Origin of the sequence: Arthrobacter sp. FW305-BF8 (assembly GCF_021789315.1) — a bacterium.
In the GTDB taxonomy this organism is placed as follows: domain Bacteria; phylum Actinomycetota; class Actinomycetes; order Actinomycetales; family Micrococcaceae; genus Arthrobacter.
The window spans coordinates 4431232-4449319 of sequence record NZ_CP084561.1; the positions used below are offsets into that span (position 1 = coordinate 4431232).

Consider the following 18088-nt stretch of genomic DNA (forward strand, 5'->3'; position numbering starts at 1 on the left):
GCTTTGGCCTCGTCTGCCTGGGCGCCGGTCCGTCAGTCAAAGTCCTCGGTGCGCCAGCTGGTCAGCCAGGAACTGCAGGCCGCGCTGGACCACCCCCAGCGCCGCGGAGTGGTTGAGGTAGCCGTGGGTGGCTCCGCGCTCGACTCTGTAATCAACCGGGATGCCTGCCGCGCGCAGCCCCTCGACGAAGGCCTCTGCAGAGAAGCGGAGGTCGTCATGGCCGCAGGCGAGCACGGCGGCTGGCGGCAGCCCGGCCGGGTCGGCGTGCCCGGGCATGGCGTACGACGACGCCATGGCCAGCGGCCCGCCGATGTAGTTCTCCACCATGTCCCGGCAGTCCTCGTCTGTGAACCGGAGGGACGGCGGCAACTCATCCATGGCGGGCGCCTCCCGTTCCTGGCTGGCCGGACGTATAGACGGCAGTCCGGCCGGCAGTTCACCGTGCAGGAACGGGTACGCGAGCACGAGTTTGGCCGGCAGCTGCAGACCCGCGTCCATGAGGAACAGGGCCGCGCCGACGGCCAGGTTCCCGCCGACGCTCGCCCCGCCCAGGCAGATCCGGGACGGGTCAACGCCGAGTTCCCGGGCGTGCTTCCTGGTCCAGAACCAGGCTGCCAGCACGTCCTCATGCGGAACAGGAAAATGGACGCCGTCCAGGGCCAGCCGATAGCCCACGCAGACCACAACGCCGCCGCTTCTGGCAGCGACCTCCCGTCCCAGCTGGTCGGATTCCCGCATGTCCAGGCTGCCGACGGCGAAATTCCCGCCGTGCATCCAGACCAGGGCGGGCGAACCGCCGTCGGGTGAACCGCCGCCGGTACCTGCGCCATAGATCCGGACCGGCACCGGGCCGTTGGGGCCCGGCACCTCCAGGTCGTGGACCGGGACGTCCGGCGGGCTGTACGGCAGCAGGCCGCCGCAGAACGCGTCCAGCCGTTCCGGCCCGCCGGGCTCGGTCAGAAGCGCGGGGACGGACTCCACTCCGGCCAGGTGGTGCAGAAGACCGGCCAGCTCCGGATCCAGGGCCGTGCCCGCCTCCGTCATGGCGATACCGACAGTTGCGGAGCTCCCTCAGCCGAAGCCACGTCGCAGCTGAAGGAGTGCGTCCCGGACCCAACCTCCACTGCCGCCGAGCCGCCCGGCAGGTGCACCGAGGCCGTGCAGCCGGCAGGGACCGTGAGGGACAGGGCGAAGGTGCGGCCGTCGTGCTCCCAGCGCACCGCCGCCTCGCCGTACGGCGTCTCGTGCCGGGCGGCTGCCCAGGTCAGACCGCTGCCGGGCAGAGGCCGGACCAGCAGTTTCCGGCCGGCGAGATCAGCGGGGGCGAGGCCGGCGACAGTGCGGTGCATCCAGTCGGCCACAGCGCCGAGCGCGTAGTGGTTGAAGGAGGTCATGTCGCCGGAGTTGATGGTGCCGTCCGGGAGCATGGAGTCCCAGCGTTCCCAGATGGTGGTGGCGCCCATCGTGACGGGGTACAACCAGGACGGGCACTCGGTCTGCAGCAGCAGGCGGTAGGCCGCCTCCACCTGGCCCTCGTCGCTCAGCGCGTCGGTGACCAGCGGTGTCCCGACGAAGCCGGTGGCGATCCGGTAGCCGTCGGCGGCCACGGTTTCGGCCAGCCGTTCGCCGGCTGCGGAGTGCTCCTCCGGCTCGAGCAGCCCGAAGCGCAGGGCCAGCGCGTAGGAGGTCTGCGTGGCGGGCCGGAGGCTGCCGTCGTCGGCAATGTACTGCTTGCGGAAAACGGCCCGCGCCTGGCGGGCCACCTCGGCGAGGCGGACGGCTTCGCCGTCCTCGCCCAGCAGGTCCGCCGCCTGCGACGCGATCGACGCCGAGTAGGCCAGGTAGGCCTGGGCCACCAGCTGCCAGGGGGTCCTGGCGGCGCCGGGATTGTTCGGCGGCGCCGCCGGATCCAGCCAGTCGCCGAACTGGAAGCCCTGCTCGAAGCGCAGCTCCGGGCCGGCGGCGTCTGCCGCTGCGGCGAGCCACGCCACCATGCCGGGCAGCTGCCGGCTCAGGAACTCAAGGTCTCCCGTCTGGCGGTACATCACCCAGGGAACCAGCACCGCGGCGTCACCCCAGGCGGCCATCACGGGACGGGTGGGGAACGGTGGCATGTCGTTGACCACCTCGGGGACCACCAGCGGCGGCGGCCCGTCCGTTCCCTGTTCAGCGGCCAGGTCCTTGAGCCAGGACGTGGTGAAGCCGGGAATCCGGTAGAGGAAGGAGGCGGTGGGCGCGAACACCTGGAAGTCGCCCGTCCAGCCCAGCCGTTCGTTGCGCTGCGGGCAGTCGGTGGGCACATCCACGAAGTTCCCGCGCATGCCCCACACCACGTTGCTGTGCAGCTGGTTCAGCATCGGCTCGGAGCACTCAAAGAAGCCGGTGCGCTTAAGGTCTGAATGGACCACGACGGCGGTGAAGGCTTCCGGGTCCAGCTCACCGGGCCAGCCGCTCACCTCGGCGTAGCGGAAGCCGTGAATGGTGAATTCGGGCGCCCAGACTTCTTCTTCCGTTCCGGAGCCGCGGAGGATATAGGTATCCGTCTGGATGGCTGTCCGCAGCGGCCGCATGCCGAGTTCGCCGTGCTCCAGCACCTCGGCGTGCCGCAGCACCACTTCCGTGCCGGCCTCGCCGCGTACGCTGAACCGGACATGGCCAACGAGGTTCTGGCCGAAGTCCAGGATGGTCTTTCCGGACGGCGTGGTCAGCATTTCGCGTACGGGCAGCTCCTCGGTGGCGCGGACCGCGGGCCCGTCGGGTGCCACCAGGAGCGCTGTGTCGAAGTGGCCGACGACGGCGGGCTCCAGCCGGGCGCCGCCCTCACCGGCCGCCGAGGCTCCAGCTCCGGCTCCGGCTCCCGCTCCGGCCCACCCGGCGTCGGCCAGCCGCGCGTCGTACGTTTCCCCCTCGTAGAGGCCGGCGGCCACAACGGGGCCGCGGCCGGCCAGCCACGAGTCATCGGTACCCAGCACGGTGAGCTGCCCGTCGGCGTCGCGCAGTTCCAGCTGGCCGATCACGCCGGTTCGGTTTCCATACGTATTGCGCTTCTCCTGGAAGCCGAGCTGGCCGCGCCACCAGCCGTCGGCCACCTCGAAGCCGATCACGTTGGTGCCCTGCCGGAGGTATTCGGCGACGTCGTAGGCCTGGTACCGGAGGCGGTGGTGGTAGCTGGTCCAGCCGGGGGCGAGGAGGTCCCGGCCCACGCGCCGGCCGTTGATGGACGCGACGTAGATGCCGTGCGCACTGGCGTACAGGCGTGCGGAGGCCACCGGGCCGGTGACTTCGAAGGTGCGGCTGAGGCGGGCCGCCGGTTCGGGTGCCACGCTGTCGTCTTCCCAGCCGGGGCGGATCATCGCTGCCTGCCAGTCTGCTCCGTCCAGCAATCCGGCCTCCACCCAGGCGACCGGGCTCCAGGCGGAGGGCCCGGCGTCGTCATTGCCCCAGACCCGGACCCGGGCCGCGACGCGCTCACGGCTGGCCAGCGGCGCCGCCGGCCAGGGCTGCAGGAGCTGCTCGGCGGAGTCAATGCGCCCGTAGCTGACCAGGGTGCCCTCGGCCGGGCCCAGCTCCAGTTCGTAGGCCGTCTGCACCCAGCCCGGCGCGTCGGTGCGGACCTGCCAGGACAGCCGCGGCCGGTCCTCACCAATGCCGAAGGGCTCCTCATGGTGCTCGAAGCGGAGGGCGGAAGGGGTGGTCATCGGGGTGGCTCCTGTAGAGGTTGTCATGGCTAAGTGAGTTCCTTCGTGAAGAAGGACACTGCGGTTTCGAGGAGGCCGCCCACCTTGTCCTCGGCGAAGAAGAAGGCGTGGTCACCGCCCTCGACGGTGATGAGTTCCTGCCGGGCGCCCGCCTGGGCCAGCGCATCGGCGAGAAGTTCGCTCTGGGACAGCGGAACCAGACCGTCGCTGTCGCCGTGGATGAGCAGGAAGGGCGGCGCATCCGGAGTGACGTAGGCCAGCGGGCTGGCAGCGTCCAGCAGGGCCGGGTCGTGGGAGTTGCCCACCAGCATGGGACCGGGCTCCAGCGAGACGCCCTCCGGTACGGCCGCCAGCAGCGGCCCGGTCATGAAGTCGCCAATATCCTCCAGCCGGGGCATGTGGGTCAGCGAGGAGACGCCGTAGAAGTCGACGACGGCACCCACCGAGCTGGGCTTCCCCTGTACGCCCAGGCCTCCCTCGAGGTCCGCGCGGTTGTCCGTCAGGCCGAGCAGCGCGGCGAGGTGGCCGCCCGCGGACTCGCCCCAGGCGCCGATGCGTCCGGGATCGATGCCCAGCACGTCGGCGTGGTGCCGGAGGTACCGGACGGCGGCCTTGATGTCGTGGAGCTGGGCGGGGAACGGCGCCTCCAGGGCATGCCGGTAATCCACCGTGGCGCACGCGATGCCGGCCTCGTTCAGGAGGCGGAACACTGAATCGGGTTCGTACGTCGGCGGCAGTTCGCGGCGGTCGCCGAGCTGGAAGGCTCCGCCGTGGATCCACACCACCACCGGGACCGGGCCGCCGCCGGTGTTGCGCGGGAGCCAGATGTCCATGGAGAGGCGGCGGAAGCCGACGGCGATCGCGTAGTTGAGCTCACGGTGCACCAGCGAGTGCCCGGAGACTTCCTCGGGCGTCCCGGGCGTCTGGAAGGCGGGGAACGGCGGCGGGGCGGGCATGCGGCGGGTAGTTGCTTCTTCAGCCGTCACGGTTTCCGGGGTCACTCGGCACTCCTTGAAGTCTTGTGGTTGGTGGTCAAAGCGGTTCAGGCGTAGTGGCAGGCGACGTCGGACTGGCCCACCGTGCGCAGGGCAGGGCGTTCGGCGGTGCACAGGTCGGTGGCGAGCGGGCAGCGCTGGCTGAAGGGGCAGCCGCCTGCCGAGGCGGCCACGGCGGCGGCCGTCCGGACGCCGAGCGACTCGCGTACCTTCCGCCGTTTGGCCTGCTCCGCGGGACGTGGCACCGGGGACGCCGCAACCAGGGCCTGGGTGAACGGGTGCCTCGGGTTTTCGGTGACAGCGGCGGCCGGCCCTGCCTCCATGACCTGGCCGCGGTAGAGCACCACCACGCGCTGCGCCAGGAACTGCACCACCGCGATGTCGTGCGCGATGAACAGGTAGCTCAGGCCGCGCTCATCCCGCAGGTCGGCGAGGAGGTTCAGCACCTGGGCCTGGGTGGAGAGGTCCAGGGCGCTCACCGCCTCGTCGCAGACCACGAGCTGCGGTTCGCAGATCAGGGCACGCGCCACAGAGATGCGCTGGCGCTGGCCGCCGGAGAACTGGCTGGGGTACCGGTCCACGGCGTCGCGGGGAAGCCCCACCCGTTCCAGCATGTCCCCGGCCCGGGTCCGTGCCTCTGCGGCCGCGACGCCGCGGACCCGCAGCGGTTCGGCCAGCGAGGCCCCGATGGTCTTCCGCGGGTTGAGTGACGAGTTAGGATCCTGGAAGACGGCCCGCAAATCGCCGCCGAGTTCCTGCCGGCGGGTGGAGCTGGCATGGGTGATGTCGCTGCCTTGGAAGCTGATGGAGCCGCCGAACACGTTCTGCAGGCCCAGGATTGCCTTGCCGATGGTGGACTTCCCGGAACCGGACTCCCCCACCAGGCCGACGGTTTCGCCGGGGCGGATGGTGAAGCTCACGCCGTCCACCGCGGCCGGGGCCGAGGCTGCCTTGCGGCCGCGGCCGTAGCGGACCGTTAGGTTCTTGACCTCCAGCATGGCGGGGGCGGGCAGCAGAGCTTCGGCGTCCTGGCGTTCTACGGTGCTGATGCTCATGCCATGTCCTTTTCAACGATCTCGAGTACGCGGTGCGTGGGCACTTCGGTGGCAACCCATTCAAGGCCCTCCACGGCCAGCTCGTCCGCCTTGACGCAGCGGACCTCGCCGTCCTCCGAGCCGGAGGGCAGCAGCGGCACCGGGGTTGTGCAGGCGGAGCCGGCGAACTGACAGCGGGCGGCGAAGCGGCAGCCGGTGGGCCAGTCCTTGGGCTGCGGGACCTGACCCTTGATGGTGGCCAGCCGTTCCGGCATGTCGGAGGCGGTGTTGGCGTGCGGGTCGGCCGCCAGCAGCGCGAGGGTGTACGGGTGGCGCGGGTTGTCCAGGATGCCGGCGGTCCGGCCGCTCTCCACCACCTGGCCCGCGTACATGACGGCGACGTTGTCGCAGATGTCCGCGACCACTCCGAGGTCGTGGGTCACCATCACCACGGACATGCCGGTGTCCTTCACCAGCGAGCGCAGCAGCGAGAGGATCTCGGCCTGCACCGTGACGTCGAGGGCGGTGGTGGGTTCGTCGGCCACCAGCAGCCGCGGCTTGCCGGAGAGGGCCAGCGCGATGGCCACACGCTGGGCCATGCCGCCGGAGATCTGGTGCGGGTACGCCTTGAGGATGCGCCCGGCGTCGACGATGCCCACCTTTTCCAAGAGGCCCAGCGCCTGGGCCCGGGCTTCGGCCTTTCCGGCCTTCCCCAGCCGGCGGATGGCGGCGGTCAGCTGGTAACCCACGGTGAACATGGGGTCCAGGGCCCGCATCGGCTCCTGCGAGATGAGAGCGATGTCGCGGCCCCGGATGTCCTCCAGGTCCTTCTCGGTGGCCGACGCGAGGTTCCTGCCGTTCCAGAGGATCTGGCCGCCGGTGACCGAAACGCCGGATGGCAGCAGCCCGAGCAGGGACAGCGCGGTCATCGTCTTGCCGCAGCCGGATTCGCCGACGAGCCCCAGCACAGTGCCCGGTGCCACGTCGAAGGTGACGTCCGTGACCAGCGGGGTGCCTCCGTCGACCCCTACGGAGAGGCCGCGGACGCTGAGCCAGCCGGCAGCGGGCAGGCTTTCGACGGCGGGTGCGGCGGCCGCGGCAGCTGCCGCATCGGCGGCGCGCTTGCGCCGGATGGCCGCCGAGGGCAGGTGTGATGCGGCGGCGTTCGGGGACTTGCCCAGGGCGTTGCCGATCGCGTTGGCGGAAAGGACAGTCAGGGCCAGCACCGCGCCGCTGGGAACCATGAGCCAGGGCGCGTCGTAGACGTGCTGGGAGGCGCTCTGGATCATGCCGCCCCAGCTCGGCTCGGGAATGGGTGGGCCGAAGCCGATGAACGCCAGGCCCGCCTGGATCAGTATGCCGACGGCGAAGATCAGGGCCGACTGCACCACGATGGTGTTGGTCAGTCCAGGGAGCACGTGGCGGACGCTGATGCCCAGCGTGCCGACGCCGTCGACCTTCGCCGCGTCCACGTAGAGCTGGGACTGCAGCGACTTGGCCTGGCCCAGCATCACCCGGTAGATGCCGGCCGACATGAGGACGCCGAGGATGGCCATAATCAGCGGGATGTTCGTCCCCACGGCTCCGATGACGGCCAGGATGATGACGGTGCCGGGCAGCGACATCATGATTTCGGTGACCCTGCTGATGACCCCTTCGGCGCGGTCGCCGGCGGCAGCGGCGGCCATGGCCAGGATGGTCCCAAGCCCGACGCCGACAAGCACCGTGATGAACGACGTCCCCAGGGTTCCGGCGGCTGAGGCGAAAATACGGCTGAGCAGGTCACGGCCGAGTTCGTCCGCGCCCAGCCAGTGGGCGGCGGTGGGGCCGGAGAGGACGGCTGTGAAGTCCTGGTCCTCGGTCTTGTACGGCAGCCACCAGGATGCGGTGAGGGAAGCGGCCACCAAGGCGGCGAGCCAGACTGTGCCGGCCAGGCCACCGGGGGAGGCGAGGAGCCGGTGCCCGGAGAACTTAGCCAGGGCGGTCTTCCGCGGGGCTGCAGTGGGTGCAATGGGTGCAATGGAGGGGATCATGAGGCACGCAACTTCGGGTCAAGGAATTTGGTGGCGAGTTCGAGGACCAGGTTCACGGCAACCACCACAACCGTGGCGATGACCACCACGCCCTGGACTGCCGGGGCGTCATGGGTGTTGACCGAGGACTGGACTGCCTGGCCGAGGCCCGGCATCGCGAACAGCTGCTCCGCGATAACGGAGCCGCCGAACAGGCCGATGAACTGCAGCGCAATGCCGGCAACGATGGGCAGGCTGGCGTAGCGCAGCGCGTGGACGTAGAGGATCTTCCACGTGGGGGTGGCCGTGGCCCGCAGGGTACGGATGTGTTCCTGCTGGAGGGCCTCAAGCATGGAGGCCCTGGTCTGCCGGGCGATGAAGGCCGCCCCGCCGGCGGCGAGGGTGATGACGGGCAAAGCCAGGGACAGCGCCCAGTCCTGCGGCGAGACCTCGAAGGGAACGTAGCCGGTGGCGGGAAACACCGACGACTGGACGGCGAACAGGTAGACGAAGATGATGCCGATCCAGAAGGCGGGGAGTGCCACCAGGAGACCGACCACGCCGCCCACAATGCGGTCTGCCAGGCCGCCGCGTACGGCTGCGGTGACGCCCAGTCCGATCCCGAGGACGGCGCTGAGCACCGAGGCGCCCGCGGCAAGTGATGCCGTGACCGGAAGGCGGCTGGCGAGGTCGGCGCTCACCGACCTTCCGTCAATCAGGGAGGTCCCGAGGTTGCCCTGGACGGCGTCGCCGAGCCAGCGGAAGAACTGGACCGCGAGGGGATCATTCCAGCCGAGCCGCTGGTTGACCTCGTCGATGGCTTCCTGCGCCGCGCCTGCGCCGAGCGACACGGCGCCCGGGCTGCCGGGCATGGCGTGGACCAGCAGGAATGCCAGCACCGCGACCACCAGCACGGTGGCGAACGCCATCAGCAGGCGCTTGGCGATGAACATTGCCATGGGAAGACCTCCATTGGTCAGGTGTCCGGCCGGACGTCTTCCGTGCGGGGAAGACGTCCGGCCGGTGGATGGATCAGTTGGTGGGGGCGTAAGAGGAGAGCAGCGGGTAGGCGTTGGTACCGGCGAACTTCACCTGCTGGACCTTCTTGGTGTTGTAGCCCTGGTTGGTGAGGGACTCGTAGAGCGGGATCATCCAGCCGGATTCCACCAGGCGCGTGTTCAGCTTGGTCAGCGCGGTCTTCTTTGCGGCGTCGTCCTTCGCGGCTGCTGCCTCGCCGGTGGCGGCGCTCAACTGCTCGTCAGTGGCCTTCTGCACGTTGGTGAATCCGTTCAGGACCACGCCGTACATCAGGCCCACCGGGTTGTCCCAGCCGAGTGCGGCGTAACCGAGTGGTGTGGTGGCCACTGCGGCGAAGGCTTCGTCCGTAGAGCTGGCCATCTTGATGTTCATCTTGATTCCGACGGCGGACAGGTCCTTCTGGACGGCCTGCAGGTCGGTCTGGGTTTCGGCGCTGCCCACAATGGTGAACTCGAAGCCGTTGGCGTAGCCGGCCTCAGCCAGGAGGCTCGTGGCCTTGGCCGGGTCGTAGGCGAACCGGGTGTTCAGTTCCTCGGTGTACCCGGCCGAATCCTTTGGCAGGGCGTTCCACGCCGCAATGTCCCCCTTGTGCAGGGCATCCACGAGGGCCTGGCGGTTGATGGCGTACTGGAATGCCTGGCGGACCTTCTCCTTGGCAAAGGCCGGGGAGGTCTTGCCGATCTTGTCGAAGGAGACCATGGTGTGCAGGGTTCCACCGATCTGGGACACACCGAGACCCTTGGACTTGGCGAAGTCAACCGTCGGCGAGGTGAGCGCCGCGACGTCGGCCTGGCCGGAAACCAGCGCGTTGGCGCGGGCCTGGGGGTCCTGGATGACGGTGAAGGTGATCTTCTTGTAGGGGTACTTGGCGGCATCCGAGTACTTCTCATTCTTGGTGAACACGTACTTGTTGCCCTTCACCGTCCCGGTGGCGTCAAGGGTGTAGGGGCCCGAGCCGTCCGGGGTGGCGGCGAGGCTGGCGCTCTTGGCGGTGGCCGTCTTGCCGACGATCATGCCCATGGTGCCGGTGAGGTTCTTTTCGAATCCTGGCTGCGGCTTAGCGAACTTGATGGCCACCTTCATGGGGGTGACCGCGGTCACCGAGGTCATTTCCTGCGCGGCGCCCTTGGTAATCGCCGAGTAGGCACTGAGCGCCGGGTCGCTGCGGCGGTCGAGGTTCGCCTTGACCAGTGCCGCGTCCATGGTGGAGCCGTCCGTGAAGGTGACGCCCTCCTTGAGGGTCAGCGTCAGGAGCGTGTTGTCCGCGCTGTAGCTGAACTCCTTGGCCAGGCCCGGTGCCACGGAACCGTCCGGCTGCAGGGTCATGAGGTTCTCGTAAAGGCCTTCGAAGAACTGGCGCTGCGCGTCGGCAACTCGCAGCGGATCGAACCCGAAGGAGGCCGAGTCGCTGTCCACCGCGATGGTCAGGGCGTCCTTGTTCACGGTGGATGCCGCCTGGGTCCCGCCGCCGCAGGCGGTGAGCGAGCTCATGAGGAGCACACCGGCCAGGACGGCCGCGCTCCGGCGGGCAGGGGTGGAAAGAAGTTTCATGTGGTGCGCCTTTGCATTCTCGATGACGAACGGGAATCAACATCTGGGGGCCGGGGCCCGCCGCGGTCGGCATCGACCACATCACGGGCCGTTCGGTCGGCGCCCTCTCGTCAGATGGCTTCCGGTGACCGGCTTCTTCAAGAATCCTTTGGACCGCCTCACTGGCCACACGGGAATTTCATTGGTTGAAACGATATTGTGGTGCTGGTCACTCGGCAGCTGAACGGGTCGATAACAAAATGAAGGGATGGCAGTGGCGGAAGAACCAGGACCGCAAGCGGAGGCCCCCCAGCGCGGCAAGCGCCCCAAGCAGGGCGAGCCGGTGATTGACCGGGCCCTGAGCCTGCTCGCCGTCTTCACCGACCGCCGTCGCGCTTTGACGCTGTCCGAAATGGCCCGCCACGCGGGCATGCCGGCGCCGACGGCGCTGCGCCTCATCGCCCGGCTGGTGGCGTGGGGCGCGCTGGAGCGGCTCGAGGACGGGCGTTACGTGGTGGGCGTGCGGCTGTGGGAGGTGGCGTCCCTGTCGCCGCGCGGGCACGGCGTCCGGGAGATCGCCCTGCCGTACCTCGAGGACCTTTTCGCCGTCACCCGGCACCACGTGCTGCTGGCCGTCCGGGACAAAAGCGAGGCCGTGCTGATCGAACGGCTGTCCTCCAAGGAGGCCACCGAGGTGGCGTACCGGGTGGGCGGCCGTGCGCCGCTGAGGTCGACGGCGGTCGGCCTGGTGCTGCTGGCGGGAGCCGATGCGGCATTCCAGGAAACGGTCATCCGGCAGCCGCCGGACGCCGAGGCCGGGGTGGACGCCATGCCGGAGGGGCAGCTGAGGCGGACGCTGTCCGACGTCCGGCGGACCGGCGTCGCGATGATCAGGAGGTCCGCGCCGTCCCTCACGGTGTCCGTCGCCTCGCCCATTTTTGACGCTGAGGGCTCCGTGGCCGCGGCACTTTCCATCGTGGTTCCCGACGGCGCCACTCCCCCCAACGTCCTGGCACCGGCCGTCCAGGCTACGGCCAGGGCCGTCTCGCGAAACCTGGGCTACAACGCGCAGCCCACCTTGGGGATCCCGGCAAGGCCTTAACCACGGCCGACGGCGGCCCGCACTTTCTGTGCGGACCGCCGTCGTGCCTTTGTTGGGGCTGTTTCAGCCCACCGTGGTGAGCCGCTCCTGGGCGGCGCGGGCCACGCCGCCGAGCCAGTGCGCGCTGGGCTTCGGCGTGCGCTCCTGGGTAGTGCGGTCGACGGCGATGAGGCCGAACTTGGGTGCGTAGCCGAAGATCCACTCGAAGTTGTCGAACGCGGTCCATGCGATGTAGCCGCGGACGTCGATGCCGTCGGCGAGGCACGCCGAGACGCCGGCGACGGCCGTGCGGAGGTACTCGACCCGCTGCGTGTCGTCGTCGGTGGCCAGCCCGTTCTCGGTGACCATGACGGGGATGTTGGCGATCCGGTGGGCCTCGCGGATGGTCACCTCGAGGGCCTGCGGGTAGATCTCCTCCCCCATCGCGTTGACGGGAGCACCTTCGGGTGCCGGGGCCACACCGTCCGGACCGAACACAGTCCGGCCGTAGGTCTGGATGCCCACGAAGTCATCGCCGCGGGAGGCTGCGAGGAAGCGTTCGTTGACGTCCCGGCGGACCTGGTCCGCCATCTGCCGGCCGCCCTCGGCCGCCTGGATGTCGGAGTTGGCGAGGGTCCAGCCGACCGGCAGCTCCGGCCGCAGGGCCTTGATGGCGTCGCGGCCGGCTTGGTGGGCAGCGAGCTTGATGTCGAAGCCGGCGTCGGACACGGTGAACTGGAAGGGCGCAACCCTGGCCGCCTCGATGCCCAGGCGCCCGGCGGCCGCCGCCCAGAGCGGCACGTCCGCACGGCGGTCGGCCGGCTCGCCGCCGATGCCGAGGGCCTTGAGCAGCCACGGCAGGTTGGGTTCGTTGAGGGTGCAGGCCACGCCGATGAGGTCGCCGAGGTGCTCGGTGACGCGGCTGCAGTGGCGCGCGAAGCGTTCCGGCGTGGCTTCGTCCTCCCAGCCGCCCGCAGCGAGAAGCCAGCGCGGCGAGGTGAAGTGGTGGAAGGTGACCACCGGCGTCAGCCCGTGCTCATGGCAGGTTTCCAGCACCCGCCGGTAGTGGTCCAGTTCGGCCACGGAGAAGTGCCCTTCCTCGGGTTCGATGCGCGCCCATTCCAGCGAGAAACGGTAGGTGGTGAACCCGAGCGAGGCGATCAGCGCGATGTCCTCGCGGTAGCGGTGGTAATGGTCGATCGCGTCACCTGAGGGCTCGGCGAAGATCGTGCCGGGGAGGTGTTCGAGGAGCCATGTGTCGCTGTTGGTGTTGTTCCCCTCCACCTGGTGGGCCGCGGTGGCCACACCCCAGAGGAAGGTGTCGGGGAAGTGCTGGAGGTCGGTCATGGTGTTCCTTTCCGTGGTTGACCTTCACTGTAGGCAAACATTTTCCAAGTTGGAATACTTTGAAGAAAATTTCTTGACCAAAGTGGAAAAGAAACTTGGTAATCTCATGGAAGGCAAGACTTTGGCCACGGCGGCCACGGGAGGAGGCGGAGCGTGACGGAGACGACGGAGACGACGGAGACGACGGCGGCGCGGCAGCCGGCGCGCAGCGGCCGGCGGGCGCCCTACGCCAACGGCGAGCGCAAGCGGGCCGAGCTGGTGGATTCGGCCTTTGCGGTGTTCGCCGAGAAGGGCTTCCAGCGCCTGTCGATCCGCCAGATCGCAGAGGAAATCGGAACCAGCCACACAGCCCTGCTGCACCACTTCGGGAGCAAGGATGCACTGCTGGAGGCCGTCCTGGTCCGGCGCGAGGAGCAGGACGGCCCCTGGCGGCGCACCCTGCTGGCGGAGCAGGGCCTGCTCGGAACGGTGCCGGAGGTCATGCGCCGCAACGCAGGCATTCGCGGAGTAATCCAGCTGGATGCCACCCTGCGCGCCGAGGCCGTCCGACCGGACCACCCGGCCCACGGCTTCATCCGGCGCCGCGACGAGGAAATCATCCGCTCACTGCATGCCGAGATCGAGCGGGAGGTTGCCGCGGGCCGCATTGCCTCCGGCCTCGACCCCGCGGTACTGGCCCGGCAGGTCGCCGCGCTCATCGAAGGCGTCCAGCTGGCGTGGCTGTACGACGAGTCCGTGGACATGGCCGCGCACCTGGAAGGGTTCATGCAGCTGGTTAAGGCGCCCTGAGACTAGGGCGCCCGGCGCTTGATTCCGGACCCTCAGAGGTTTGGTTCGCCGTCGTCCCCGTTTGCCAGAACCGAGCGGGCCAGCCGGCGGGCGTAGTCCCGGATCCCCTCGACCAGATCCAGCCTGCCTCCGGAGAGAACCCATTGCAGCTGCAGCCCGTCGCTGACGGCAATAATTTCCCGCGCGATGGCCTGTGCATCGGTATCCGGCCGGAAGAAGCCGCGCTCCACCCCGCGGGCGAGGAGCACCGCGGTCTCGCTCACTGCCTGCTCATACCACTTGCCGTACAGCTGGTGGGCCGGGGTGGACGGGTCAGCGGCTTCGGCCGAAACCAGCACGAAGAGCTCGATCAGCCCCGGCTCGGCCACCAGCCTGCGCGTGGATTCCACCATGGACCGGAACAGTTCATGCGGATCGTCGCCGCCGTCCGCCTGGACGGAGCTCCACCACAGCGCCGTCTGCTCCAGCCGCCGCTCGGCGACAGCCAGCAGGAGGTGCTTCTTGGAGCGGAAGTGGTGGAGCAGGCCGCTTTCGCTGAGTCCGACGTCGGCAGCTACCTGCGACAACGGCACCCGGTGGTAACCCGAAGCGGCAAAGAGCCGCGTGGCGGCATCCAGAATCTCCGCGCGCTTGGCCCTGCCTACCTCGTAGCTGCCTGTTTTTCGCCTCGTCCGCACCGCTTCAGGGTAACGGCCCGCAGTGCGTCAACGTAAAGGACGGCCGCAAGGGCCACACCCCTCGATCGCGGCATCAACTACCGAGGAGTAGTGTGAAGGCCATGGACGAGTCGCCTCCGGACGGTGAACATACACCGGAACTGTTCCGCAACGTGGACGGGGAAACGCTCCGGCGCCAGGTGCTGGAGATCATCAGCGATGTCCTGGCAGACTCCGATCCGCAGAAGGCCTGGGCCAGGGAGCAACTGCTCCACCTGCTGGCGGCCCACATGGACGACCCCGAACAGGCGCTGCTGCACCACCTGATCAGCACCAGGAACGTCCCCGCTTCCTCACACGAGGATTCAGCCGAGGATCCTCCCGGGAACACCCCGGCCGCACCGGCAAAGAGAATGCTACTGACGGCCTTCCAGCCCATCAGGCAACTGCCGGGCGGAGACGTGATCGGCGTTGAAGCGCTGGCACGGTTCGTCAGCCACGAAGGGACCAGCCCAGACGTCTGGTTCCGGGGAGCCGCGGCCATGGGGCTGGGGCCCGACCTGGAAATCGCAGCCCTGCACCTCGCTCTTTCCGCGGCAGGAGAAATTCCGCCCCACCTTTTCGCGTCAGTCAACCTCAGCCCCACCGCCTGCGCCGATCCCCGCGTTCAGGCACTGATACTGGGAGGGACCGTCGACCCGGAGCGGATGGTCATCGAAATCATGGGCGACATATCGGACCGCGACCTGACGGCCCTCACCACGGTCCTGAGCCCGCTGCGCCAGGACGGTGTGCGTCTTGCCGTGGACGGCTCCGGTCCGGCGGCCACCTCGGCGAAGCAAATCCTCCATCTGCTACCCGACATCATCAAAGTCGACTGCGACTTCCTCGCCGGTGCCGCCGCTTCAGGACACCAGCCTGCTGCACCCCCCTTCGTTTTTGCCTTGGCCGAGCAGACCGGCGCGACGCTGTCCGCAGAGGGAATCGAAAGCGCAGAGGAGCTCGCCGCCGTTGTGGAACTGGGAATCACCAGAGGCCAGGGCTATCTGCTCGGCAGGCCATCGGTTGATCCCCGCGACTGGGCGGCGTGGACCGGCAAAACTGACCCGGTGGAGGACCGCGGATAAAAACAGTGCGTACTCGGTTTTAATCGGATACTCTTTGAGCACACTTTTCAAGGAGAAACCGTGACTGCCGCTGCTTCGCACACCTCCGTCCAGAATTCGCTGCGTGATGCCGCCTGGATTTCCCCTGCTGAGACGGGCTGCACGGAAGCCGGCAGCCGGCCCGCGTACTGGCTCCGTGGCACCTTCGACCGGACTGCCGCCAACCAGAACCCGGACGCCCCGAACGCTGCCGACGAACGCGTTGTTGTGCATGCCACCGCCCACGGCATCTACGAGCTCTTCGTCAACGGAACGCGAGTTGGCGAGGACGAACTAACCCCCGGCTTCACGTCCTACCGGAAGCGGCTCCAGGTGCAGCGGTGGGACATCACCGAACTGCTGGTCAGCGGCCCAAACGTCGTTGCCGCCCTGCTCTCGGACGGGTGGTTCCGGGGCCGGCACGGCTTCGAGCGCCGGCCGGACGGCTTCGGAACCGAGACCGCCTTCCTGGCGTCGGTCACCAACGCCCCCGGCACGCAGACCTTCCTCAGCACCGGCGACAGCTGGCTCTGCCGCGAAAGCCACATCAACCGCGCCGACCTGATGGACGGGCAGACCACCGATTTCCGCCGCAAGGAGCCCGCCTGGCTCAGCCCGTCCGGCGATGCCGGCCCTGGCTCTGCCGGGACAGCGGGAACGACGGCGGAGGGCTGGGTTCCGGTGGTCCGGCCAGCCGGTCCGCTTTATGAGGACCGCTCCCGGTTGGTCCTGCCGGTCTCGCCGCCGGCGCGGCGCATCGAGGAGCTGAGGCCCGTCTCGGTGGCAACCCCGGAACCGGGCATCACCGTCGTCGATTTCGGGCAGAACATCAACGGCTGGGTCCGGCTGGGCAGCCTGGGGCCGGAAGGGACACGGACTGTCCTCCGGCACGGTGAAGTCCTGGACAAGGACGGCCTGGTTGCCACGGCGAACATCCGCGCCTTCAACTTCGCCTCCAAGACGCCACTGCCCGCCGGACAGGTCGACGAGGCTGTCTCTGCCGGCCGGCCCGGGGACGTCTTCGAACCCCGGCACACCACACACGGCTTCCGCTACGTCCAGGTCGAGGGCCAGCCCGGGACCCTCGCCGCGGAGGACATCACCGCCGTGGTGGTGCATACACCCCTCGACCGCTCGGGCTGGTTTGAATGCAGCGATCCGCGGCTGAACGCCCTGCATGGCGCCATCTCCTGGAGCTTCCGCGGCAATGCCTGCGACGTCCCCACCGACTGTCCGCAACGGGAGAGGTCGGGCTTCACGGGCGACTGGCAGGTTTTTGTGGACACGGCGGCCCTGATGTTCGATGTGGCCGCGTTCAGCGAAAAGTGGCTGAGGGATCTCGCTGCCGACCAGTGGCCGGGCGGGCGGGTGCCCACCGTCGTGCCCAATCCCGCCGGCGACGGCCCCTCCGGCAACGCCTTCGAAGACATGGCCGCGGGCTCTGCGGGCTGGGGGGATGCCGCCGTGCTCGTCCCGTGGTCCCTCTGGCGGGCTTACGGGGACAAGCCGGCGCTGGCCCGGGCGTTCCCCACCATGCGCGGATGGGTCGACTACGCAGCCGCGGCGGCAGCCGGCGCCCGCCATCCGGAACGCTCCGGCCGGCGTCCCGTGCCGCTGGCGCATGAGGGGTTCCTGTGGGACACCGGCTTCCATTTCGGGGAGTGGCTCGAGCCGGACAGCCCGCCCAACCCGGACCCGTCGCGGGACCACGGGATCGTCGCCACGGCCTACCTGTTCCGCTCCGCCAGTGTCCTGGCCCGTACCGCCAAGGTGCTGGGGGACGCGGCCGCGGCCGCACACTATGAAGTCCTGGCGGAGCAGGTGCAGGCCGCCTGGCGGACCGAATATTTGGACGAAAACGGCATCCTGGGCGAGGAGTCCCAGGGGCACTATGTTCGTGGCCTGGCCTTCGGGCTGGTGCCGGAAGCTCTTACGCACCGGACGGCGGCCCGGCTGGTGGAGCTAATCCGCGGCAACGGGAACCGGCTCGGCACCGGATTCCTGGCCACTGGGCTGCTGCTGCCCGTCCTTGCGGACCACGGCTACCTGGATGTCGCCTACGAGCTGCTGCTCTCCACCGGGACACCTTCCTGGCTGGGAATGCTGGAGGCCGGTGCCACCACCATGTGGGAGTGGTGGGACGGGGTGACGGAGCAGGGAGCCCGCGGTTCCCTGAACCATTACAGCAAGGGTGCGGTGGGGGCGTTCCTGTACACCCACCTGGCCGGCATCCGCCTGCCGGAGGATCCGGCAGCGGAGGAGACCGCCTACCGGAGGGTGACCATCGCCCCGCAGCCCGGCGGCGGAATCACGTCGGCGAGCGCCGCCGTCGTCACTCCCCAGGGCCGCATCAGCGTTTCCTGGACGCTTGAGCACAGCCAGTTCACGCTCGAAGTGGACCTGCCCGACGGCGTTCGGGCCGCCGTCGAACTTCCGGACGGCAGCAGCAGGCTGGTGGCAGGAGGCTCACATCACTGCAGCTGTGAGTTCCGTGTTAATCCGGCTCAGGGCGTCTAGGTGATCGTGCGGCGGGGCTATCGTTCGCGTAAGGGCCGTCCGGCTCTGGAACGTCGGTCGTCAGGTCCGGAAGTATGACGTTGCAATCCTGATACGGGCGACAGCCGCAGATTCCCATAGCCGTTGAGAACGGACATCTCGGGATTGGGGGCGGACGCAACTGCTGGAGAAGCAAGCAGAGGGCGTCAGGCCGTCGTCCAGTCTCCCGTGCGCGCTGGCTTCGATGTGGTATTGAGACACCTGCCT

13 protein-coding genes are annotated in these 18088 nt (G+C 68.9%); 4 read left to right on the top strand and 9 right to left on the bottom strand.

The window, feature by feature from the left end; all coding sequences use genetic code 11:
* Nucleotides 1-36: 36 nt before the first annotated feature.
* The 7 genes from LFT45_RS20180 to LFT45_RS20210 all read right to left on the bottom strand — a co-directional run bounded on the left by LFT45_RS20180 (nt 37) and on the right by LFT45_RS20210 (nt 10328).
* Entirely contained in the window at nt 37-1044 is a 1008-nt protein-coding gene (locus LFT45_RS20180) for an alpha/beta hydrolase fold domain-containing protein (RefSeq protein ID WP_236805346.1), read from the bottom strand.
* Nucleotides 1041-3725, bottom strand: coding sequence for an alpha-L-rhamnosidase (locus tag LFT45_RS20185; RefSeq protein ID WP_236805347.1), 2685 nt, complete (start codon nt 3723-3725; stop codon nt 1041-1043). Before LFT45_RS20185 ends, LFT45_RS20180 begins: the two co-directional genes overlap by 4 nt.
* 2 nt (nt 3726-3727) lie before the next feature.
* Entirely contained in the window at nt 3728-4699 is a 972-nt protein-coding gene (locus LFT45_RS20190) for an alpha/beta hydrolase (RefSeq protein WP_236805348.1), read from the bottom strand.
* Between the two features lie 41 nt (nt 4700-4740).
* Nucleotides 4741-5748: an oligopeptide/dipeptide ABC transporter ATP-binding protein gene (locus tag LFT45_RS20195; RefSeq protein ID WP_236805349.1), complete on the bottom strand. Its 1008-nt coding sequence runs from the start codon at nt 5746-5748 to the stop codon at nt 4741-4743.
* Nucleotides 5745-7760, bottom strand: a complete 2016-nt coding sequence (locus LFT45_RS20200) for a dipeptide/oligopeptide/nickel ABC transporter permease/ATP-binding protein (protein ID WP_236805350.1) — start codon at nt 7758-7760, stop codon at nt 5745-5747. Before LFT45_RS20200 ends, LFT45_RS20195 begins: the two co-directional genes overlap by 4 nt.
* Nucleotides 7757-8698, bottom strand: a complete 942-nt coding sequence (locus LFT45_RS20205) for an ABC transporter permease (RefSeq protein WP_236805351.1) — start codon at nt 8696-8698, stop codon at nt 7757-7759. The genes LFT45_RS20200 and LFT45_RS20205 overlap by 4 nt, the downstream gene beginning before the upstream one ends.
* A gap of 73 nt (nt 8699-8771) precedes the next feature.
* Nucleotides 8772-10328, bottom strand: coding sequence for an ABC transporter substrate-binding protein (locus LFT45_RS20210; RefSeq protein ID WP_236805352.1), 1557 nt, complete (start codon nt 10326-10328; stop codon nt 8772-8774).
* A gap of 253 nt (nt 10329-10581) precedes the next feature.
* On the opposite strand from LFT45_RS20210, the gene LFT45_RS20215 reads away from it, so the two are divergent.
* Nucleotides 10582-11409: an IclR family transcriptional regulator gene (locus LFT45_RS20215; RefSeq protein ID WP_236805353.1), complete on the top strand. Its 828-nt coding sequence runs from the start codon at nt 10582-10584 to the stop codon at nt 11407-11409.
* A 63-nt stretch (nt 11410-11472) separates the two neighbouring features.
* Here LFT45_RS20215 and LFT45_RS20220 read toward each other — a convergent pair whose 3' ends face one another.
* Entirely contained in the window at nt 11473-12735 is a 1263-nt protein-coding gene (locus LFT45_RS20220; RefSeq protein WP_236805354.1) for a glycoside hydrolase family 1 protein, read from the bottom strand.
* Nucleotides 12736-12888: 153 nt separating this feature from the next.
* On the opposite strand from LFT45_RS20220, the gene LFT45_RS20225 reads away from it, so the two are divergent.
* On the top strand, nt 12889-13524 hold the full coding sequence (locus LFT45_RS20225; RefSeq protein ID WP_236805355.1) for a TetR/AcrR family transcriptional regulator: 636 nt from the start codon (nt 12889-12891) through the stop codon (nt 13522-13524).
* A gap of 32 nt (nt 13525-13556) precedes the next feature.
* Here LFT45_RS20225 and LFT45_RS20230 read toward each other — a convergent pair whose 3' ends face one another.
* The gene (locus LFT45_RS20230) at nt 13557-14201 is read right to left on the bottom strand and encodes a TetR/AcrR family transcriptional regulator (RefSeq protein WP_236805356.1); all 645 of its coding nucleotides are present in this window, start codon (nt 14199-14201) and stop codon (nt 13557-13559) included.
* Nucleotides 14202-14302: 101 nt separating this feature from the next.
* Between LFT45_RS20230 and LFT45_RS20235 the strand changes: the two genes are divergently transcribed.
* Nucleotides 14303-15307 (top strand): EAL domain-containing protein, encoded by a 1005-nt coding sequence (locus LFT45_RS20235; protein ID WP_236805357.1) that lies wholly within the window; start codon nt 14303-14305, stop codon nt 15305-15307.
* A 60-nt stretch (nt 15308-15367) separates the two neighbouring features.
* Complete coding sequence (locus LFT45_RS20240; RefSeq protein ID WP_236805358.1) at nt 15368-17842, top strand: alpha-L-rhamnosidase; 2475 nt, start codon at nt 15368-15370, stop codon at nt 17840-17842.
* The last annotated feature ends 246 nt before the right edge of the window (nt 17843-18088 follow it).